Origin of the sequence: Streptomyces sp. SAI-135 (assembly GCF_029893805.1) — a bacterium.
In the GTDB taxonomy this organism is placed as follows: domain Bacteria; phylum Actinomycetota; class Actinomycetes; order Streptomycetales; family Streptomycetaceae; genus Streptomyces.
Map to the genome: position 1 here is coordinate 7063934 of NZ_JARXYP010000002.1, position 20677 is coordinate 7084610.

The 20677-nt window shown below is 71.3% G+C and carries 15 protein-coding genes and 2 pseudogenes; 10 read left to right on the top strand and 7 right to left on the bottom strand.

The window, feature by feature from the left end:
* Positions 1-20: 20 nt before the first annotated feature.
* The 3 genes and pseudogenes from M2163_RS36370 to glgX form a co-directional block, all read right to left on the bottom strand.
* Positions 21-227, bottom strand: a pseudogene (locus tag M2163_RS36370) (dihydrolipoyl dehydrogenase); the annotation flags it as partial.
* A 29-nt stretch (positions 228-256) separates the two neighbouring features.
* A complete protein-coding gene (gene treY, locus M2163_RS36375) occupies positions 257-2611 on the bottom strand; it encodes a malto-oligosyltrehalose synthase (RefSeq protein WP_280896094.1) in 2355 nt (784 codons plus the stop codon).
* 166 nt (positions 2612-2777) lie between these two features.
* Positions 2778-4922 carry a glycogen debranching protein GlgX gene (gene glgX, locus M2163_RS36380; protein ID WP_280896095.1) on the bottom strand — a complete coding sequence of 715 codons (2145 nt, stop codon included), beginning with the start codon at positions 4920-4922 and terminating at the stop codon, positions 2778-2780.
* 195 nt (positions 4923-5117) lie between these two features.
* On the opposite strand from glgX, the gene M2163_RS36385 reads away from it, so the two are divergent.
* From M2163_RS36385 to M2163_RS36400, 4 genes are all read left to right on the top strand, one after another.
* Positions 5118-5936: a Tat pathway signal sequence domain protein gene (locus M2163_RS36385; RefSeq protein WP_280848672.1), complete on the top strand. Its 819-nt coding sequence runs from the start codon at positions 5118-5120 to the stop codon at positions 5934-5936.
* A gap of 58 nt (positions 5937-5994) precedes the next feature.
* Positions 5995-7314 carry a copper amine oxidase gene (locus M2163_RS36390; RefSeq protein ID WP_280848671.1) on the top strand — a complete coding sequence of 440 codons (1320 nt, stop codon included), beginning with the start codon at positions 5995-5997 and terminating at the stop codon, positions 7312-7314.
* A 72-nt stretch (positions 7315-7386) separates the two neighbouring features.
* Positions 7387-8661: an SAV2148 family HEPN domain-containing protein gene (locus M2163_RS36395; RefSeq protein ID WP_280854055.1), complete on the top strand. Its 1275-nt coding sequence runs from the start codon at positions 7387-7389 to the stop codon at positions 8659-8661.
* Positions 8662-8770: 109 nt separating this feature from the next.
* Entirely contained in the window at positions 8771-9493 is a 723-nt protein-coding gene (locus M2163_RS36400; RefSeq protein WP_280896096.1) for a 3'-5' exonuclease, read from the top strand.
* 22 nt (positions 9494-9515) lie between these two features.
* On the opposite strand, the gene M2163_RS36405 is transcribed toward M2163_RS36400, so the two are convergent.
* Positions 9516-10046 (bottom strand): YbaK/EbsC family protein, encoded by a 531-nt coding sequence (locus M2163_RS36405; protein ID WP_280896097.1) that lies wholly within the window; start codon positions 10044-10046, stop codon positions 9516-9518.
* Positions 9998-10972 (bottom strand): DMT family transporter, encoded by a 975-nt coding sequence (locus tag M2163_RS36410; RefSeq protein WP_280896098.1) that lies wholly within the window; start codon positions 10970-10972, stop codon positions 9998-10000. The genes M2163_RS36405 and M2163_RS36410 overlap by 49 nt, the downstream gene beginning before the upstream one ends.
* Positions 10973-11052: 80 nt before the next feature.
* On the opposite strand from M2163_RS36410, the gene M2163_RS36415 reads away from it, so the two are divergent.
* Positions 11053-11961 carry a LysR family transcriptional regulator gene (locus M2163_RS36415; protein ID WP_280848667.1) on the top strand — a complete coding sequence of 303 codons (909 nt, stop codon included), beginning with the start codon at positions 11053-11055 and terminating at the stop codon, positions 11959-11961.
* Positions 11962-12038: 77 nt separating this feature from the next.
* On the opposite strand, the gene M2163_RS36420 is transcribed toward M2163_RS36415, so the two are convergent.
* Positions 12039-12896 (bottom strand): aminoglycoside phosphotransferase family protein, encoded by an 858-nt coding sequence (locus tag M2163_RS36420; protein ID WP_280896099.1) that lies wholly within the window; start codon positions 12894-12896, stop codon positions 12039-12041.
* A gap of 216 nt (positions 12897-13112) precedes the next feature.
* Here M2163_RS36420 and M2163_RS36425 point away from each other — a divergent pair, with 216 nt between their 5' ends.
* The 4 genes and pseudogenes from M2163_RS36425 to mgt all read left to right on the top strand — a co-directional run bounded on the left by M2163_RS36425 (position 13113) and on the right by mgt (position 17391).
* The gene (locus tag M2163_RS36425) at positions 13113-14048 is read left to right on the top strand and encodes a sugar ABC transporter permease (RefSeq protein ID WP_280848665.1); all 936 of its coding nucleotides are present in this window, start codon (positions 13113-13115) and stop codon (positions 14046-14048) included.
* Positions 14045-14878, top strand: a complete 834-nt coding sequence (locus tag M2163_RS36430) for a carbohydrate ABC transporter permease (RefSeq protein WP_280848664.1) — start codon at positions 14045-14047, stop codon at positions 14876-14878. Before M2163_RS36425 ends, M2163_RS36430 begins: the two co-directional genes overlap by 4 nt.
* Positions 14878-16152: a sugar ABC transporter substrate-binding protein gene (locus M2163_RS36435; protein ID WP_280848663.1), complete on the top strand. Its 1275-nt coding sequence runs from the start codon at positions 14878-14880 to the stop codon at positions 16150-16152. Before M2163_RS36430 ends, M2163_RS36435 begins: the two co-directional genes overlap by 1 nt.
* A gap of 8 nt (positions 16153-16160) precedes the next feature.
* Positions 16161-17391: pseudogene (gene mgt / locus M2163_RS36440) on the top strand (macrolide-inactivating glycosyltransferase).
* Positions 17392-17463: 72 nt separating this feature from the next.
* Here the strand turns inward: mgt and M2163_RS36445 are convergent.
* Positions 17464-19728: an MMPL family transporter gene (locus M2163_RS36445; RefSeq protein WP_280896100.1), complete on the bottom strand. Its 2265-nt coding sequence runs from the start codon at positions 19726-19728 to the stop codon at positions 17464-17466.
* A 234-nt stretch (positions 19729-19962) separates the two neighbouring features.
* On the opposite strand from M2163_RS36445, the gene M2163_RS36450 reads away from it, so the two are divergent.
* Positions 19963-20517 (top strand): DUF1697 domain-containing protein, encoded by a 555-nt coding sequence (locus tag M2163_RS36450; protein WP_280896101.1) that lies wholly within the window; start codon positions 19963-19965, stop codon positions 20515-20517.
* Positions 20518-20677: the final 160 nt, after the last annotated feature.

Sequence of the window (20677 nt, forward strand, 5' to 3'; positions counted from 1 at the left end):
CCCCGCCGGCGGCCCCGGCGTCACTGCTGGTGCAGCCCGCGCCCTGCCGGCGTCAGGAACGCCTCGCCGACCGCCTCCGACAGCGTCGGATGCGGGTGCACCCGCCGGGCCGCATCGGCGGCCCCGGCGTCCCAGCCGACGATCAGCCGGCTCTCGGCGACCGTCTCGGGCACCTGCGGTCCCACCAGACGCACCCCGAGCACCCGGCCGCCACCGGCCTCCGCGACGTGCACCCGCCTCGTCCACCCACTCCTGGTCAGTCGGTGGCGACCCGCTCCAGCAGCGCCACCGGCGACTCGCCCAGAAGCTCCGCCACGCGCGCGTGCCCGGAGAACTCCCGCTCCGGCACCAGCACGTCGCGCCACACGCCCGGCGGCAGCGGCAGCACCGTCTCCCGCCAGCCGCCCGCCTCCGCCAGCCGCAGCGACAGCCGGGTCACCGCGGTGAGCACCTCCCCGGAGCGCGTGAACGCCAGACAGTGCGCCGTCGAGGGCCCCTGTGCCGCCAGCGGTGTGTACGTCGCCGCGTCCCCGAAGACGTCCGGCCGGCGACGGCGCAGCCGCAGCGCCGCCGAGGTGAGCGCCCCCTTGTCGCCGGCATCCTCCGGCGGGAACCGCACCGGCCGCCGGTTGTCGGGGTCGACCAGCGCCAGATACCGGCCTTCCGTGCCCTGGTACACGTCCGGCACCCCGGGCATCGTCAGCTGCACCAGGGCCGTGCCCAGCTCGTTCGCCCGGATGTGCGGTTCGAGGCGGGTGCGCAACGCGGCCACCTGCTCGCTCTGCGGCCCGCACGGCCCCGCCGCGACGAACTCCGCCACCGCCTCCTCGTACGCCGGCTCCTGCTCCGTCCAGCTCGTGTACAGGCCCGCCTCGCGCACATGCTTCAGCAGCGCCCCGCGCACCCGCTCGGGCGCCGCGGGACCGAGCCCGAACACCGTCTGCCAGGCCGCCCACGCCAGCTGTGCGTCCGGCACGCCCTCGCCGGCGCGGGTCACCTCGGCCAGCGTGTCTGCCCACCACGCGGGGCACTCGGTGAGCACGGCCAGGGCCGCGCGCACATCGGCGCTGCGCTTGGTGTCGTGCGTCGACACCACGGTCCCCGTCAGCGGCCAGTCGCGCTGCACGCGCGTGCAGTAGGCGTGGAACTCCTCGGGCGAGACGGCCGGACTCCCGGGGTTCCCGCCCACCTCGGTCGCCGACAGCAGTGGTACGTACCGGTAGAACGCCGTGTCCTCCACGGACTTGGCCCGCAGCGCCGACGCCGTCTGCGCGAACCGGGTGCGGAACTCCACCTGGTCCGGCCCGGCACCGGCCCGCCCCAGCACCAGATCCCGTACGACGTCGACGGCGCCCGCCTCCTCGGGGACCACGAAGGCGAGCCGGGCCTCGGCCGCGGCCTCCTCGGTGACGACCGAGGCGGCGTCCGTGGAGCCGTAGGGCCGGTAGACCTCCATCCGCACCAGCAGTTCCTGGAGCGCGGTGCGCAGCGCCCAGGGCGCGCGGTCGCGCAGGGCGGGCTCCGGGGACGTGGCACACACGCGTGCCGCCACCCGGGTCAGCCGGTCGGTCTCGGTGGCCAGCTCGTGCGTGATGACCTTGTACGCCGCCCGGCGCGCCGTCGCCGCCCAGTCACCGCCCCGGTCGGTCTGCGGGGCCGCGAACCGGCGGTACTGGCCTAGGAGTTCACCGAACCCGGCCGGATCCGTGAACAGCCCGTCGATGTGCCGCAGGGCGTCGTACCCCGTGGTGCCGGCCACGGGCCAGGCCGCAGGGAGCTGCTCGCCGTCGGCGAGGATCTTCTCCACGATCGTCCAGCGCCCGCCGGTGGCCTCGTGCAGCCGCTGGAGGTACGTGTCGGGGTCGGCGAGGCCGTCGGGGTGGTCGACCCGCAGCCCGTCCACCACCCCCTCGTGCAGCAGCTGGAGGATCTTGGCGTGGGTGGCCTCGAACACCTCCGGGTCCTCGACCCGCACCCCGATCAGCTCCGAGATGCTGAAGAAACGCCGGTAGTTGAGCTCCGTGCGGGCCAGCCGCCACCACACCGGCCGGTACCACTGCGCGTCCAGGAGCTGCGGCAGGGGCAGGTCCCCGGTGCCTTCGCGGAGCGGGAACACATGGTCGTAGTAGCGCAGCACCTCGCCGTCCACCGTGAGGTTGCCGAGCTCCCCGCCGACCGGACCCCCCAGCACCGGCAGCAGCACCTGGCCGCCCTGTGCCTCCCAGTCGATGTCGAACCACCGCGCGTACGGCGACTTCGGCCCCTCCCGCAGGACCTCCCACAGGGCGCGGTTGTGGCGCGGGTCCATCGCCATGTGGTTCGGCACGATGTCCGCCACCAGCCCGAGCCCGTGCTCCCGGGCGGTGCGCGACAGGGCTCGCAGGCCGTCCTCACCGCCCAGTTCCGCGCGCACGCGCGCGTGGTCCACGACGTCGTAGCCATGCCGCGAACCGGGGACGGACTCGAGGACGGGGGACAGGTGCAGATGCGAGACGCCCAGCGAGGCCAGATACGGCACGGCCTCCGCCGCCGCCGCGAACGGGAACTCGGGCTGCAGCTGCAGCCGGTACGTGGCCGTCGGCACCGACGGGTCGGGTCGCTCAGGTGTCATGCAGAGCTACGTACCCGCCCTGCGGCCTTTCGTGTCATCGGGTGCTCCATGTGCCCCGGGCGGGGACGTCGGGACGATCCCGTGCCGTCGTGACACCGGGAGCGAGGACGGGACCGTTTCGTTGCGACGGCACGGGATCGTCCCGACGATACGGTCCCGTCCTCCCCTACACGGGCCTCCGCAACACCGCCATGCTGCGGTCCACCAGCGTGAGCCGGTCCCCGGCCTGCACCTTCGCCCCCGTCCCGGCCGGCACCCCGTCCGGCCGGGCGGTGTCGACGACGACCTCCCACTGCCGGCCGTGATTGACCGGCACCACGAAGTCCAGCGTCTTGGGCGAGGCGTTGAACATCAGCAGGAACGAGTCGTCGGTGATGCGTTCCCCGCGGGTGCCGGGTTCGGAGATGGCGTTGCCGTTGAGGAAGACCGTCAGTGCCGAGGCCTGCGCACGGTCCCAGTCCCGCTGGGCCATCTCCTTGCCCTCGGGAGTGAACCAGGCGATGTCCGACAGCTCGTCGTGGGTGCCCTCCACGGGCCGCCCGTGGAAGAAGCGGCGGCGCCGGAAGACCGGGTGGTCCTTGCGCAGCCACACCATCGCGCGCGTGAAGGCCAGCAGCTCGGCGCCGAGCCCGGCGGTCCCGTCGCCGTCGCCGTCGCCGGCGTCCTCCGGCCACCGCACCCAGGCCAGCTCGCTGTCCTGGCAGTAGGCGTTGTTGTTGCCGCGCTGGGTGCGCGCGACCTCGTCGCCGTGACTGATCATCGGCACGCCCTGGGACAGCATGAGCGTGGCGATGAAGTTGCGCATCTGGCGGGCGCGCAGCTCCCGCACCTCGGGGTCGTCGGTCTCGCCCTCGGCCCCGCAGTTCCAGGACCGGTTGTGGCTCTCGCCGTCGCGGTTGTCCTCGCCGTTGGCCTCGTTGTGCTTGTCGTTGTAGGAGACGAGGTCGTGCAGGGTGAAGCCGTCGTGACAGGTGACGAAGTTGATCGAGGCCAGCGGGCGCCGACCGTCGTCCTGGTAGAGGTCGGAGGAACCGGTCAGCCGGGACGCGAACTCCGCCAGCGCGCGCGGCTCGCCCCGCCACAGGTCCCGTACGGTGTCGCGGTACTTGCCGTTCCACTCGGTCCACAGCGGCGGGAAGTTGCCCACCTGGTAGCCGCCCTCGCCGACGTCCCACGGCTCGGCGATCAGCTTCACCTGGGAGACCACCGGGTCCTGCTGCACCAGGTCGAAGAACGACGACAGCCGGTCCACCTCGTGGAACTGCCGGGCCAGGGTCGCCGCCAGGTCGAAGCGGAAGCCGTCGACATGCATCTCGGTGACCCAGTACCTGAGCGAGTCCATGATCAGCTGAAGGACGTGCGGGGACCGCATCAGCAGGGAGTTCCCGGTACCGGTGGTGTCCATGTAGTACCGGGGGTCGTCCGTGAGGCGGTAGTACGACGGGTTGTCGAGGCCCTTGAAGGACAGCGTCGGGCCCAGGTGGTTGCCCTCGGCGGTGTGGTTGTAGACGACGTCCAGGATGACCTCGATCCCGGCCTCGTGCAGGGCCCTGACCGCCGACTTGAACTCCAGGACCTGCTGGCCGCGGTCTCCCCAGGAGGCGTACGCGTTGTGCGGGGCGAAGAAACCGATGGTGTTGTAGCCCCAGTAGTTGTTCAGGCCCATGTCGACCAGGCGGTGGTCGTTCACGAACTGGTGGACCGGCATCAGCTCCAGGGTGGTGACACCGAGCTCCACCAGGTGCTCGATGATCGCGGGGTGCGCGAGCGCGGCGTAGGTGCCCCGGAGCTCCTCGGGCAGCCCCGGGTGCCGCATGGTGAGACCCTTGACGTGCGCCTCGTAGATCACCGTCTCGTGGTACCCGATCCGCGGCCGCCGGTCGTCGCCCCAGTCGAAGTACGGGTTGACCACGACCGACGTCATGGTGTGCGGCGCCGAGTCGAGGTCGTTGCGCTTGTCGGGCGAGTCGAAGTGGTAGCCGTACACCTCCTCGCCCCAGCGGATCGAGCCGCTGATCGCGCGCGCGTAAGGGTCGAGCAGCAGCTTCGACGAGTTGCAGCGCAGTCCGCGTTCGGGAGCGTACGGACCGTGCGCACGGAAGCCGTAGCGCTGTCCGGGCATGACGCCGGGCAGATACGCGTGCCGGACGAACGCGTCGCTCTCGCGCAGTTCCACCGCCGTTTCCGAGCCGTCGTCGTGCAACAGACACAGCTCTACTCGGTTCGCCGCCTCCGTGAAGACCGCGAAGTTGGTACCGGCGCCGTCGTACGTGGCACCGAGTGGATACGCCTCTCCAGGCCAGACCTGCATGAAACGACTCTTTCAGCTGTCCCGCGCCGCGTGGGGCCCCTAGGCCCCGAGTGTCCCCGAAAGTGATGGAACCACCTATGACTTACGTCCCTCTTACCGATCGACCGGAGCACAGGGCGATCACAGCATCCCCTGTGCCGAACCAGTGGGGCAGACACATACTCCCGGACCATGCCCGGGGAGTAGGGGGAAGATGTGCGCAAGATAGTGCACCGCCACCTCGGGAAGGTGGTGGCAGGTGCGGCCATCGCGGTGGCCGGGACCGCCGTGATGGTCGGGATCACCCTGCCGGGCACGGCGGGGGCGGACGACACGGGGGGCGGCAAGGCGGCCTCGGGACAGTCCGCGGCACAGGCGGGACAGGGCGCCGACGGGGCCGTCGCGCCCGGGGTCGTCGAGCAGGCCCCGGCCGCCGAGGGTGAGAAGGGCAAGGGCCGCGACCCGCTCACCGACGACGAGATCGAGCGGGTCGAGCAGATCGCCGTGAACCCGCAGATGATGAGCTCCAGCGAGGACGTCGAGGGCGAGCGCGGCCCCGAGCGCCTCACCGTGGACCTCGCCGACCCGAAGGCCGGCGAACTGGACGACCCGAACGCGCCCCGCCGCGCAAACGTGACGTTCTACGACTACCGGGACGACACCCTGGTCACCAGGACCGTCGACCTCGACAGCGGAAAGGTCGTCGCGACCGGCACCCAGCACGGCGTCCAGCCGCCGCTGAGCAGCGCCGAGTACGCCGAGGCCGCGAGCCTGCTGATCGCCGACCCGCTCGGCGCGGACCTGAAGGCCGACTACAAGGACGCCACCGACAAGGAACTGACCAACGCCGACCAGCTGCTGCTCACCGGCGCCGTGTACCGGGCCGTCCCGGGCGGCCAGCCCGCGGCTCTCGACAAGTGCGGCGAGCACCGCTGCGTACGGCTGTTCCCGAAGGTGAAGAACGGCCCCTGGATCGACGCCAGGGCCTTCGTGATCGATCTGAGCGCCCGCAAGGTCGCCAAGCTCGACAGCTGACCCGCCTTCGTCCGTCCACTTTTCCCACCTGCTCCTTCCGCAAGGGAGTCATTTCTTCATGCGTGTCAACAGAATCAGCCGCGCGCGCAGGCACGCGGCCCTCGGCGTTTCCGTGGCCGCGCTGGCCGCCGGTGTCACGACCGGAGCGGGACCTGCCGCCGCCCAGCCCGGGGTCGCCGCCGCGGCCGCGGCGGAGTGCAGCAGCGCCTACAAGATCGAGCAGAAGCTCGCCAGCGGTACGACCTGGCGGATGTGCTGGCGCTACGACAGCAAGGCCGGAATGGTCCTGGAGGACATCTCCTACCAGCCCAAGGGCGAGGCCGCGCCGATCAAGGTCCTCAACAGCGCCCGGCTCGGCCAGATCCACGTCCCCTACGACGACGGCAGCGTCGAGTACGACGACCTGACGGGCTTCGGGTTCGCGCAGGGCCTGATGAACCTGGACCCGGGCGAATGCCCCGGCGGCACCATCAAGAAGGTCAAGGTCCCGGACTCCTGGGACCCGGACCGCGCCGAGGTCAACGGCCTGTGCACCACGACCCGTTCCCGCGGCCACGCCTACCGCATGCAGGGCGACAGCGCGAACAAGGTCTACCAGGCCCAGGGCAAGGACCTGCTCGTCTACACGGTCAACCAGGTCGGCTGGTACGAGTACATGACCGAGTGGCGCTTCCAGGACGACGGCACCGTCACCATGAACCTCGGCGCGACCGGCAGCCTCTCCTACGAGGACTACGACGCCGGCGACGGCCGCGGCTGGCCGATCGGCAAGGGCCCCCGCGCCCAGGCCACCAGCCACAGCCACAACGCCTTCTGGCGCCTGGACTTCGCCCTCGACGGCTCCTCCAAGAACCGGGTCGAGCAGTACGACTCGACAGTCACCGCGGCCGCCCAGGGCCAGCAGACCGCGACCGTCAAGACCACCCGCACGCCGGTCACCAAGGAACTCGCCGGCGACGCCAAGAGCTACCGCTGGTGGCGCATGGTCAGCGCGGTCGGCAAGAACAAGGACTGGCACCCGCGGTCGTACGAGATCGTCCCCGGCCCCAGCACCAAGTACCCGGGCCGTTCCTTCACCAAGCACGACGTGTACTTCACCGAGTACAACCCGTGCGAGCAGTTCGCCAGCAACAACACCGGCGACTGCGGGACCGCGGCGGGCAAGTCCGTCGACAAGTGGGTCAACGGCCAGAGCCTGACCCACCCGGTGGTCTGGATGAACGTGGGCTTCCACCACATCGCGCGGGACGAGGACCAGCAGCCCATGCCGGTCCACTGGCAGGGATTCTCCATCGCCCCCAGGGACGTCACGGCTATGAATCCGCTCACTCCGGCCGAGCTCGCCGGGCAGAACGGTCACTGGGAATGGGGTAGTTGAGATTGACCCTGTCCATCCGGCTGCACCGCCGACCGCTCCCGGAGTACCCTTCCTTGATCGTTGGCAAGGGGAGTGCTCGGGGGAGCGGAAGGCGGTGCGCGGGTGGGCTCGGGAGGGCTGGAGTTGCCCCCTGGTGACGAGGGTCACGAGGGGAACTCCGCAGACGCCCCGCCCGGCACGGTGTCCCTGGCACGACCGATGGACGCGGGAGCGACGATCGGTCCGGAGCTGGACTGGGACGCCGACGCCTGGCGCGAGGTGCGGACGCGCGCACAGCGGGCCGGCCGGGCCTACATCTGGCTGAACCTCGTCGAACAGCGGCTGCGCGCGGTCGTGGCCGCTGTTCTGCGTCCCATCTACGAACCCGTCCACGGCCACGACGACTGGGTGGTCGCGGCCGCCGGCCCCGCCGGACAGGAGTGGGTCCAGCGCGCCGTCGCCGTCCGCGAGGTCAGCCGCCGCAAGGGGTATCTGCTCGACCCCGCCGACGACAACGTCCTCAGCTTCCTCACGCTGCCCCAGCTGCGCGAGCTGATGGTGCAGCACTGGCCGTGCTTCGAGCCCTACTTCGACGAGCGCCGTGACGTCGAACTGGCCCTGGACGAACTGGAGGTGACCCGCAACGTCGTCTCCCGCAACCGGGCCCTGTCCGAGGCGGTCCTCGGCCAGGCCGAGCGCGCCTCCGCCAAGCTCCTCGAGATGCTCGGCGCCGGGGGTGACGTGCCCTCCGCCCGCCGGCTGCCCGTCGACGCGGTCGAGGACCTGGTCGGCGACCGGTACGCCGACGTGGTGGCCGTGCACCCCGACCGGGTGCGGCTGCTGCGGCAGTTCCCCGCCGAGGACATCTTCGGCGGCGCCCGCCGCCTCGACGCCGTCGGCATCGGCCTCAACCTCCTGGTGCAGAACTTCTCCGGCCGCCGACTGGTGCGCCTGGCCGAGGCCGGCTGCCGGGTGCGGCTGCTCTTCCTGAACCCGGCCTCCAGCGCCGTCAAGCGGCGCGAGCGGGAACTGGGCATGAAGCGCGGGGAGTTGAGCCGCGCCGTCGAGATGAACATCCTGCACATGCGCCGGGTGCGGTCCCGGCTGCGGGACCCGGGCGCCTTCGAGATCCAGGTCTACGACGACACCCCGCGCTTCACCGCCTACCTCGTGGACGGCGACGGCTCGGACGGGATCGCGGTCGTGCAGTCCTATCTGCGCCGGTCGCGGGGGATGGAGGCACCGGTCCTCGTGCTGCGCAACGGCAACCGGGTGGTCAAGGCGGGCGATGTGGACGACAGCGGTCTCTTCCCGACCTACCGCGAGGAGTTCGAGATGAACTGGGCGGATTCGCGACCGGTGTCCTGAACGTCCCCTCGGGCGGGGCGCCAAGCGGAACGCGGTCCTCTGATTGTCAGTGGCGCATGGGAAGGTGGAGACCACTGGGGGAAAGCACCACCAAGAAGGGGGACCGCCCATGGGCTGGTACCGAGAGCTGCTGATCGGCTTCGACCTGGAGACCACCGGCACCGATCCGCGCGAGGCGCGCATCGTCACGGCCGCCGTGATCGAGGTCAGGGACGGGCAGCCGCTGGGGCGCCGGGAGTGGCTGGCGGACCCGGGCATGGAGATCCCGGCGGACGCCGTGGCGGTGCACGGCATCAGCAATGAGCGGGCCGCAGCCGAGGGCCGCCCCGCCGACCAGGTCGCCGACGCCGTCGCGGACGTCCTCACGGCCTACTGGAAGACGGGCGTCCCGGTCGTCGCCTACAACGCCGCCTTCGACCTGAGCCTCCTCTCCGCCGAACTGCGCCGGTACGGCCTGCCGTCCCTGCGTGAGCGCCTGGGCGGCCTCGACCCGGCACCGGTCATCGACCCGTACACCATCGACCGCTCGGTGGACCGCTACCGCCGCGGCAAGCGCAACCTCGAAGCGGTCTGCACCGAGTACGGCATCGCCCTCGACGCCGCCCACGACGCCGGGGCGGACGCCCTCGCCGCGGCCAGGCTGGCCTGCGCGATAGCCGTCCGGCACCCCAAGGTCGCGGGCCTCGGCCCGGCGGACCTGCACCGCCGTCAGATCGAGTGGTACGCCGAGTGGGCGGCGGACTTCCAGGACTTCCTGCGCCGCAAGGGCGACGCGACAGCGGTGGTCGACGGCACCTGGCCGCTGCGCGAGCCGGCCGACGAGACGGTGTGAGAGCCCCTCACCCCGGTCCGCGTCACCCCTGCGGTACAGCCGGGACCGGAGGGCTCGCGACGGGCTCCACCCGGGGTCCCGCCAGGCGCTCGTAGTCGGCCCCCGCCATGCACAGCGAGCGGTCGAGCCGCGCGGCGTTGAAGTACAGCCGGGGCTGCTTCACGACCTCCGGATCGGCCACGACCTCCAGTTCGGGATCGAAGCTGAACGGCAGCACCGTGCCGGGGATCGCACGGGCCAGCCGCTCGGCGGTCCCCGCATCGCTGAACCCGACGTAGCGCGCGGCGAACAGCTCCCGGACCGCGTCCAGGTCCACGCGCCGGTCCCCGGGGACGACCGCGAGGACATGCCGGGTGGTCCGGCGGTCCACCTTGACCCTGAGCACGATGCACTTCGCGGCCTCGGAGGCGGGATGGCCGCGCAGCGCGCACACGGCCTCGGTGCTGCCCTCGGGGTCGTGGTCGATCAGCCGGTAGTCGACCCGGGAGGTGTCGAGCAGCGAGATCAGACGGTCGTAGGTGTCGTAGGTGTCGCAGGCGTCGTCGCCGGGCATCGGGTGTCCTCTTCGGTGGGCTGGACTTCGGTGCGGGGCAGGGCGGTTGTGCGATGGGCACGCTCCACGGACTGTCCCCAGTAGGTGCCGGTGATCATCATGACCGCTCCGAGCCCGGTCAGTACGGTGAAGTGCTCGCCGCCCAGGGCGACTCCCGCCGCCGCGGCCCAGATCGGTTCGGTGCCCAGCAGGAGACTGGCGCGGCTGGCCGAGGTGCGCTGCACGGCCCAGGTCTGGGCGAGGAAGGCGAACACGCTGCAGAACAGCGCGAGGTAGAGCAGTTGCGTCCAGGTGGCCGGGTCCGCGTGGGCCAGGGTGGGAAGGTCGCGCGCTGCCAGGGGGAGGAACAGGACCGTGCCGACGAGGGTCTGCACGGTGGTGAGGTGCAGCGGCCGTACCGCCCGGCCCGCGGTGAGCCGGCCGACCAGGGCGACATGCCCGGCCCGGACGACGGCGGCTCCCAGCATCAGCAGGTCGCCGAGGCGGGGCGCGTGGAAGCCGTTGCCCGCCATGAGGAGTCCGACGGCCAGGACGCACACACCGGCGGCCGCGTAGAACACGGGCGGCAGGCCGCCCCGGTGACCGGTCCGGTCGAGGAGGGGGGTGAGGACGATGGTCAGGCTGATGATGAGGCCCGCGTTGGCGGCGCTGGTGTGGGCGACGCCGTAGGTCTCGACGACCAGGACGGCGGCCTGGGTGAGCCCGAGGGGCACCCCGGCCCGCAGCTCCTCGCGGGTCCACCGGCGCGGGCCTCGCCCGCGGGAGGCGACGACGCCGAGGCAGGCGAGCGCGGACAGGGCGTAGCGGGCGAAGAGGACCAGCAGGACGGGGAGGGCGGAGGTCGCGGTCTGGGCGGAGAGATAGCTCGAACCCCAGACGATCGCGACCAGCAGGAGTACCAGGTCGGTACGGCGGGCGTCGGACACCCGCCCAGCCTGCACCCCTTCGTCCCTGAAGCCCAGAGCCACTTTCTTCAACGATCTTTCAGTACTCCTACACTGTCCCGGTGGACGAACGACAGCTGCGGATCCTGCGGGAACTGGGCGAACTGGGCAGCGTCACCGCCGTCGCCGAGGCCCTGTTGGTGACCCCGTCGGCGATCTCGCAGCAGCTCAGGCTGTTGCAGCGGTCGGTGAAGGTGCCGCTGACCGAGCGCGACGGCAGGCGGCTGGTGCTCACGGACGCCGGGCAGGCGCTGGCGGGCGCGGCCGTCGAGGTGGAGACGGCGCTGGCCCGGGCCCGGCACACGGTCGAGGAGTTCGAGGACCGGCCCGACGCCGAGGTCTCGGTGGCGGCCTTCCACAGCGCGGGCGCGGCCTTCTTCCCGCTGCTGCTGCGCGCCCTGGCCGACCCCGGCACGCCGGTGCCGAGGCTGGCCGACGAGGACGTCCCGCAGGAGGACTTCCCCCGCCTCACCCGCGCGTACGACATCGTCCTGGCCCACCGCCTCGACCACGCCCCCGGCTGGCCGCCCACGGTGACGGCCACGACGCTCCTGCGCGAGCCCCTGGACGTGGCCATGCCGGCCGGCCACCCGCTGGCGGCACGGCGCCGGGTGACCCCGGCGGACGTGGCGGGCGAGCCCTGGATCACCGTCCACGACGGCTTCCCCGTCATGGCCACCATCGAGGCGATCGCGGCGGCCGCGGGCCGGCGCCCGCATCTGGCCCACCGCATCAACGAGTTCGCGGTGGCGGCGGAGGTGGTGGCGGCGGGCGGCGGCCTGGCGTTGATGCCCCGCTGGACGACGCGCCGGCATCCGGCACTGGTCCTGAGGCCCTTGAGCGGGGTACGGGCCAGGCGCCACATCGACGCCCTGTACCGGCCGGAGCGAACCGCGAGGAGAGCCGTCCGCACGGTGGTGACGGAACTGCGGAGGGCGGCGCTTCTCATCCAGGGCGAGGAGACCCCCTAGGGGCGCGGGGCTGTATCAATGTGCGGCTCGGCCGCGTGGCCGCGACCAGCCACCGACGACCCGCACCCGTCCACCGGTCAGAACGGATACCACCGCACGGTCCCGTCACCGTCCCGCAGGGACGCCACTCTCCGCTCGAACTCGGCCAGCGCCTTCGGGTTGGTCGGCGCGTGCTGCGCGACCCACGCACAGCTGGCTGTCTCCCGAGCCCCCCGCAGTACGGAGCACCCCTCCCACTCCCGCACATCCCAGCCGTATGCGGCGGTGAAGGAGTCATAGGCCTCGGCCGCAAGACCGTAACGGTCGCGGGACAGCGCCATCACCACCAGGTCGTGCTCGCGCAGATCCGAGGAGAACGTCTCCAGGTCGACGAGGACCGGCCCGTCCGGCCCGACGTGCACATTGCGGGGAAGCGCGTCCCCATGGATCGGCCCCGGCGGCAGATGAGGGGTCAGCGAGGCCGCGGCCGCCGCGAAACCGTCCCTGCGTTCACGGAGGTACGCCGCGTCGGCGGGGTCGATCGCGTCGCCCGCGAGCCGCAGCCACCGCTCGACACCGCCCAGCAGCTCACGGGGAGGCAGGGTGAAGGAGGACGGCGCGGGCAGCGCGTGCACGACCCGCAGCAGTTCGGCCAAATCCCGCGCCCCGGCGGGCCGTACGGCGTCGGGAAGCCGGTGCCACAACGTCACCGGGTGCCCCTGGACCGACCGCGCCTCCGGTTCGGCCGCCCGCACCGCGGGCACCCCGGCCTCCGCCAGCCACACCGCGATGTGCAGTTCACGGCGCGCCCGGTCGAGGAGCTCGGCGTCGCGCGCCACCTTGACGACCAGGTCACCGGCGGCGAACACGGCGTTCTCGCCGAGGGCGAGCAGCTCCGCCGACCGAGTCGGCAGGCCCGCCGCGGCCAGTACCTCCCGCGCCCGTGCCTCGTCCATCGTCTCCCACGCCTCCCGGTCCTGACCTGTCCCGCATGTCTGTGTACGGCCACCGCGAACGCCGTCGAGTTCGCGCCATCCACCGGTCAGTCTCGCATTCGTACAGGTAGGGCCGTGTGCGCACCGCCTTGACGGCGCATACCCCCTTCACGACCATGACGGAGGCCCAGGCCAGGAGGGCCGGATCGGCACGAGCCGCGTGAAGGAGCCGATGACGTGACCTTGGTGACCGCGACGGAGCGGTCGGCACAGGACGCACCGCGCGCCGAGGGGGACCGCCGCCCTTCCGACCGCGGGGCCTGGTTCCTGGTGCTGCCCGCCCTGGTCCCGATCCTGGTGCTGAGCGTGGGACCGCTGCTGTACGGGATCCTGCTGGCCTTCACCGACGCCCAGTCGGGCCGGACCCGGGCCACGCAGTGGATCGGCGGCCTCAACTTCCAGGACCTGCTGCACGACACCCTGTTCTGGGAGTCGTTCCGGATCGGTCTGGTGTGGGCGGTCGGCGTGACCGTGCCGCAGTTCCTGCTGGCGCTCGGCCTCGCCCTCCTGCTGAACGAGGACCTCAAACTGCGCTGGCTCGCCCGCGCCCTCGCGATCATCCCGTGGGCCATGCCTGAGGTCGTCGTCGGTGTGATGTGGCGGCTCGTCTACAACCCGGACGCCGGTGTCCTCAACGAGACCCTGCGCACCCTCGGCCTCGGCGACGGCCGGGACTGGCTCAGCGGGCTGTCCACCGCCCTGCCCGCCGTGATCGTCGTCGGCGTGTGGGCCGGGATGCCGCAGACCACGGTCACCCTGCTCGCCGGCCTCCAGAACACCCCGCGCGAACTCCACGAGGCGGCCGCGATGGACGGCGCGGGCGCCTGGCGCAGATTCCGCACGGTCACCTGGCCCGCCCTCAGACCGGTCGCGCTCGCGATCACCGCGCTCAACTTCATCTGGAACTTCAACTCGTTCGCCCTGGTGTACGTGCTGACCAGCGGCGGGCCCGGCGGCCGCACCCGGCTGCCCATGCTCTTCGCCTACGAAGAGGCCTTCCGCTACGGCCAGTTCGGCTACGCGGCCGCGATGGGCTGTGTGATGGTCGCCGTCGTCTCCGTCCTGCTCGCCCTCTTCCTCGTCGGCCGCCTCAAGGGAGGTGACGAGGCATGAGGACGAGCACCCTGGGCCGCGCCGGCCAGTACGGCGCCCTGCTCGCCTATCTGGTCTTCCTCGCCTTCCCCTTCCTCTGGCTGGTCTCCACCGCCTTCAAGTCCCCGCGGGAACTGGGCAGTCTGCACCCGACCTGGATCCCCCGGGACCCCACCCTCGACAACTTCCGGCAGGCCTTCGACGAACAGCCCCTGCTGCGCGCCGCCGGGAACTCCCTGCTCGCCGCGCTCGCCGCCGCCGTGATCGCCGTGCTGCTCGCGACCCCGCTCGCCTACGTCATGGCCCGCCACCGCACCCGGCTCGCGAAGGCGGCCACCGGCTGGGTGGTGGTCAGCCAGGCGTTCCCGCTCGTGCTGGTGATCATCCCGCTGTTCCTGGTGCTGAAGAACCTGCGGCTGGTCAACTCCCTCGCGGGACTGGTGCTGGTGTACGTCGTGTGGGCGCTGCCGTTCGCGCTGTGGATGCTCGTCGGCTACGTCCGAGCGGTGCCGACCGAGCTGGAGGAGGCGGCAGCCGTCGACGGGGCCGGGCGGCTGCGGACCCTGGTGTCGGTGACGGCCCCGCTGCTCGCCCCGGGGATCGTGGCGACGGCGCTGTTCGCGTTCATCACCGCGTGGAACGAGTTCTTCTTCGCGCTGGTGCTGCTGAAGACCGCGGACAAGCAGACCCTGCCGGTCGTCCTCACCCACTTCATCGGCGCGGAGGGCGTCGCCGACCTGGGCCCGCTCGCGGCGGCCGCCTTCCTCGCCACCCTGCCCTCGCTGGTCATCTTCGCGATCATCCAACGCCGCATCACGGGAGGCATGTTGGCCGGGGCGGTGAAGAGCTGATGCGCGCACGCTGGTTCACGGCGGTCCTCCTCCTGCTCCTGGCCGGGTGCACCGGCACCAGCGCCCCCGAGGACGGTCGCGTCACCCTGCGCTTCCAGTCCCTCGCCTGGCAGGAGGAGTCCGTCCAGGCCAACCAGGAACTCGTGAAGGAGTGGAACGCCACTCATCCGGACGTCAAGGTCGAGTATGTGCAGGGGAGTTGGGACAGCGTCCACGACCAGCTGCTCACCTCGTTCGAGGGCGGCGAGGCGCCCGACATCATCCACGACGCCTCCGACGACCTCGCGGACTTCGCCTACGGCGGTTATCTCGCCGACCTCAGGGACCTGCTCCCCGCACGGCTGAAGTCGGACATCCCGCAGCGGAGCTGGGACACCACCACCTTCGGCGACGGCGTCTACGGCGTGCCCTTCCTCCAGGAGCCGCGGGTTCTCGTCGCCAACGCCGAGTGGCTGAGGGAGTCCGGTGTGCGGGTCCCGACGCCTGAACACCCGTGGAGCTGGCCGGAGTTCCGCCGGATCACCGAGCAGCTCAGCGGCGCGGGCAAGTACGGCGTGGCCTGGCCGCTCAAGGAGCCCGTCTCCGCGACCCTCAACCTGTCGCTGTCGGCGGGCGGACAGCTCTTCCACCGGGGCGCCGACGGAAAGGTCGTCATCCGCTTCGAGAAGGCCGACGAGACCGTGCCCCGCGCCATCCACGACCAGGCGAACACCGACCGCAGCGCCTCGCCCACCACGCTCGGCAGCGGCGGCTCCGACACCCTGCCCGGCTTCTTCGGCGGCAAGTACGCGATGGTCCCGCTCGGGTTCTCCTACCGCCAGCAGATCACCCAGCAGGCCCCCGAGGGCTTCCGGTGGCAGGTCCTGCCCGCCCCGGCCGGCGCCGACGGACTCACCCAGGGCGTCAGCCCGCAGACCCTGTCCGTCGCCGAGGACAGCCCGCACAAGAAGGAGGCCGCCGAGTTCATCGACTTCCTCCTCCAGCCGCGGAACATGGTCCGGCTGGCCCTGGGGGACTGGATGCTGCCCACCGGGACCGAGGCGCTGAAGGACCCCGCCCTGCGCACCGCGAAGGACGGCTGGGCGACGGGCACCGCCCTCGCCTCCCACCTCCGCTCGGCGCCCGCGCAGTCCGTCCGGGGCTATCCGGAATGGAAGGACAAGGTGGCCACCCCCGCCTTCCAGGAGTACTACAGCGGGGCGATCGGCCTCGGTGAGCTGCGCACCCGCCTGGAGGAGGACGGAAACCTGGTGCTGGCCCGCTACCAGCGCTGACGACGGAAATCAGTTTGCACGAGACGTCTCGTCTCGTGCAGGGTGGTCTCCATGACCTCACACATCGCCATGTTCTCCATCGCCGCCCACGGCCACGTCAACCCCAGCCTCGAGGTGGTCCGCGAGCTCGTGGCGCGCGGGCACCGGGTCACGTACGCCGTCCCGCCCCTGTTCGCCGAGAAGGTCGCCGAGACCGGGGCGGAGGTGAAGCCGTGGAACTCGACGCTCCCCGGACCCGACGACGACCCGTCCGCCTGGGGCACCGAGCTCCTGGACCACGTGGAGCTCTTCCTCGCCGACGCCATGCAGGCCCTGCCCCAGCTCGCCGAGGCGTACGACGGAGACGAACCCGATCTCGTCCTGCACGACATCACCGCCTACCCGGCCCGCGTCCTGGCCCACCGCTGGGGCGTGCCCGCGATCTCCCTCTCCCCGAACCTCGTCGCCTGGGAGGGCTACGAAGAGGAGGTCGCCGAACCGATGTGGGCCGGGCCGAAGAGCACCGCACGCGGGCAGGCCTACTACGCCCGCTTCCAGGAGTGGCTGCGGGAGAACGGGATCGATCTGCACCCCGATGCCTTCGTCGGGCGCCCCGACCGGTCCCTCGTCCTGATCCCCAGGGCGCTCCAGCCCCACGCCGACCGGGTCGACGAGAGCGTGTACACGTTCGTCGGCGCCTGCCAGGGGGACCGCGGTTCCCAGGGGGAGTGGCGGCGCCCGGAGACGGCCGGGAAGGTGGCCCTGGTCTCCCTCGGCTCCTCCTTCACCAAGCGGCCCGACTTCTACAAGGAGTGCCTCAGGGCCTTCGGTGACCTGCCCGGCTGGCACCTCGTGCTCCAGATCGGCAGGCACGTCGACCCGGCCGAGCTGGGCGCCGTACCGGACAACGTGGAAGTGCGCTCCTGGGTACCGCAGTTGGCGGTGCTCAGGCAGGCCGACCTGTTCGTCACGCACGCCGGCGCGGGCGGCAGCCAGGAGGGACTGGCGACCGCCACGCCGATGATCGCCGTACCGCAGGCCGTGGACCAGTTCGGCAACGCCGCCATGCTCCAGGGGCTCGGGGTCGCCCGCCGGATCGACACCGAGGAGGCCACCGCCGAGGCGCTGCGCGAGGCCGCCCTCGCGCTCGTCGACGACCCCGAGGTCGCCCGCAGGCTCAAGGAGGTCCAGGCCGAGATGGCCCAGGAAGGCGGCACCCGCAGGGCCGCCGACCTCATCGAGGCGCAACTGCGCGCATGAGTGAGGGCCCGTTGGCACCCCGGTGACCAACGGACCCTCGGTACAAGGAGGTTCAGTCCCGCCCGGTGCGGGTCAGACCCTCAGCGGCTCACTCTCGTCGTCCCGGGCCGCGGGCGTCGCCACGGCGTCCGCGGCCTCGTCGTGGGTGAGGTCGGGCAGCCTGTGCAGCCACTTCGGCAGGTACCAGTTGCGCTCGCCGAGCAGGGCCATGACCGCCGGGAGCAGCACGCCCCGGATGATCGTGGCGTCGATGAGCACCGCGGCCGCGAGGCCCACGCCCATCTGCTTCATGGACTGCATGGACAGCGTCCCGAAGATCGCGAACACGGCGACCATGATGACGGCGGCGCTGGTGACGACACCGGCCGTGGTGACCACGCCGTGCTGGATCGCGTCCTTGGTGCTGCGGCCCCGCAGGTGCGCCTCCCGGATCCGCGAGACCACGAACACGTGGTAGTCCATCGACAGGCCGAACAGGATCACGAAGAGGAACAGCGGCAGCCAGGTGATGATCGCGCCGACGCCCTCCGCGCCCACCAGCGAGGCGCCCCAGCCGTGCTGGAAGACCGCGACGAGGATGCCGTAGGCGGCGCCCACCGACAGCAGGTTGAGCACGATCGAGGTGATCGCCACCGTCAGCGAACGGAACGACAGCAGCATCAGCACGAACGCGAAGACCACGACGAACGCGAACACCGGGACGACCGCTCCGGCCAGCTGGTCGTTGAAGTCCTTCGACCCGGCGACCTGTCCGGTGATGGGCGCCTCGACACCGTCGACCTTGCCGAGCGTGGCCGGCCGGACCTCGTCGCGCAGTTTGTCCAGGCTCTCACCGGCCTTGTCGAGGTCGGAACCGCCCACCAGCGGGACGTACACGAAGGCGAGGTTCTGCGCGTCGTGCAGCTTGATCTCTACCGGGCCGCGCGAGGCGCCCGAGGAGATCGCCTTCGCCTTGAAGTCGGCCAGCGCGCCGGTGACCTCGGGGGCGTTGATGTCGGCCGCCTTGACGACCACCTCGGCCGGCTCGGAGCCGCCCGGGAAGGCCTCGTTGACCCGGTTGTACGTCTGCACGATCGGCAGCGAGTCGCCGAACTCCTGGTCCAGGGTGAGGTTCTGGGTCTTCATGCCGAGCGCGGGTGCCGCGACGGCGAGCAGCGCGCCGGCCGCCACGACCACCGAGACGACGGGCTTGGCCAGGACGCCCTTGAGCACGGCCGTCCAGAAACGGCTCTCCCGGTTGCCGCTCCGCTTGCGGCGCAGCCGGCTCTCCGGGTGCAGCCACGGGATCTTGCCCTTCTCGACCCGCTCGCCAAGGAGCGAGAGCAGCGCGGGCAGCACGGTCACGGAACCGACCATGGCCACCGCCACGACCATCAGCGAGGCCAGGCCCATCGCCTCGAACTCGGCGAGCCCGGTGAACAGCATGCCCGCCATGGCCACGCACACCGTGACACCCGAGACGATGATCGCGCGCCCACTGGTCGCGGCGGCGATCCTGAGAGCGGTCTGCGAGTCCCGCCCCGCCTGCCGCTCCTCGCGCTCACGGCGCAGATAGAACAGGCAGTAGTCGACGCCCACGGCCAGACCGACCAGCAGCATCACGGAGTTGGCGGTGTCGCTCATCGGCATGACATGGCTGACGATGCCCATCAGACCCATCGTCGCCATGATCGCGCTGACCGCCAGCAGAACCGGCAGCAGCGCCGCGACCAGGGCCCCGAACGCGATCAGCAGGATGCCGAGGGCCACCGGCACCGCGGAGAGCTCCGCCTTCTGGAAGTCGTCGCCGAACGCGTCGTCGAACGTCTTCATCATGCTGGCGCCGCCGATCTCCTCGATCCGCAGCGACTCGTGCTCCTTCTGCACCCCCTCGACGGCCTTCAGTACCGGCTCGACCCGCTCCCCGGCGGTGTCCGCGTCGCCGCGCATGTCGAACTGCACGAGCGCGCTGCGGCCGTCCTTGGAGATCGTGTTCGTGTCGTACGGCGAGGTGACGTCGGTGACCTTGCCGGTGCCCTCGACCGCCTTCACGACGGCGGCGACGGCCGCCCGGAAGTCGGCGTCGGTCGCCTTGCCGCCGGCATCCCTGGCCTGGATCAGCACCGACTCACTGGCCGGCTCGTCGATCCCGGCATCCTCGATGATCTTGGCGGCGGTGTGGGTCTCCCCCTTGAGCTGGTCGCTGTCCTTGACGTCGACCCGGCCGGCCGCCGAGCCGAGGCCCATCGCCAGGACGACGAACAGCACCCAGATACCGACGGCAGCCCATCGGTGCCGTGCGCTCCAGCCGCCGGCCCGGGCGGCCAGGCCACGCACCCTTGTGTCTCCGTTCCGCATGACGGGCTTGCCCCCTCGTGAGCGGTGACAGCCCCCTGCCGTCACCTTTCGTTTCGAAGGTATGAGCTGGATAAACCCGTCTCGTCCTGCTGGCCGGTGAAGTGCGGGGGTGCTCTGCTCCTCCCAGGGGACCGCGCGCCCTCCGTACTGGGGACGATCGTGACCCTTACATCTAACGGACCTCGTGCGGGGCGGTGATCAGGGTCCCCCGGCACCGGGTCCTAGGGTGGGCACATGACGACGACGTACGCGGCGCTGCTGCGCGGAATCAACGTCGGCGGCAGCAGGAAGGTCCCCATGGCCGACCTGCGCACGCTGATGGAGGACCTCGGCCACGGCGGTGTACGCAGCTACCTGCAGAGCGGGCAGGCCGTCTTCACCGCCGACCACGGCGACGAGGAGTCCCTGGCCGCCGAGCTCACGGACGCGATCGAGAAGCGGTTCGGCTTCCCGGTCGACGTGATCGTCCGCGACCACGCCTACCTGAAGGCCGTCGCCGACAACTGCCCTTTCCCCGCCGCCGAGTTGGAGGGCAAGCAGCTCCACGTCACCTACTTCTCCGCCCCCGTCGACGCGAACCGCTTCGCGGAGATCGACCAGGCCGCCTACCTCCCCGAGGAGTTCCGCCTCGGCGACCGCGTCCTGTACCTGTACGCCCCGGACGGCCTCGGCCGCTCCAAGCTCGCCGAGCACCTGTCCAAGCCGCGCCTGAACAAGGGTGTGATCGCCACCAGTCGCAACTGGAACACGGTCGTCAAGCTCGTGGAGTTGACGACGACGGCGGGTTGAGATCCGCCACAGTAACTTGCCGCGTCCATGCGAGCACCGTAGGTTGACAGGCGAAGCATGGGCTCGACGGCGCGCCTCGATGTGGATCTCGGCAGGGTTCGGGGGACGGAGAGACGCATGGTGAGCCAGGACGTGCTGGGCGCGCGGGGACTTGCGGGTC

Bases quoted from the DNA above. Each gene is read 5' to 3' on its own strand.
- M2163_RS36430 (WP_280848664.1), top strand. From the start codon at position 14,045: ATGAGGACGAGCACCCTGGGCCGCGCCGGCCAGTACGGCGCCCTGCTC.
- M2163_RS36435 (WP_280848663.1), top strand. From the start codon at position 14,878: ATGCGCGCACGCTGGTTCACGGCGGTCCTCCTCCTGCTCCTGGCCGGG.
- M2163_RS36450 (WP_280896101.1), top strand. From the start codon at position 19,963: ATGACGACGACGTACGCGGCGCTGCTGCGCGGAATCAACGTCGGCGGC.
- M2163_RS36405 (WP_280896097.1), bottom strand. From the start codon at position 10,046: ATGCCCGGCGACGACGCCTGCGACACCTACGACACCTACGACCGTCTG.
- M2163_RS36390 (WP_280848671.1), top strand. From the start codon at position 5,995: ATGCGTGTCAACAGAATCAGCCGCGCGCGCAGGCACGCGGCCCTCGGC.
- glgX (WP_280896095.1), bottom strand. From the start codon at position 4,922: ATGCAGGTCTGGCCTGGAGAGGCGTATCCACTCGGTGCCACGTACGAC.
- M2163_RS36420 (WP_280896099.1), bottom strand. From the start codon at position 12,896: ATGGACGAGGCACGGGCGCGGGAGGTACTGGCCGCGGCGGGCCTGCCG.
- M2163_RS36400 (WP_280896096.1), top strand. From the start codon at position 8,771: ATGGGCTGGTACCGAGAGCTGCTGATCGGCTTCGACCTGGAGACCACC.
- treY (WP_280896094.1), bottom strand. From the start codon at position 2,611: ATGACACCTGAGCGACCCGACCCGTCGGTGCCGACGGCCACGTACCGG.
- M2163_RS36445 (WP_280896100.1), bottom strand. From the start codon at position 19,728: ATGCGGAACGGAGACACAAGGGTGCGTGGCCTGGCCGCCCGGGCCGGC.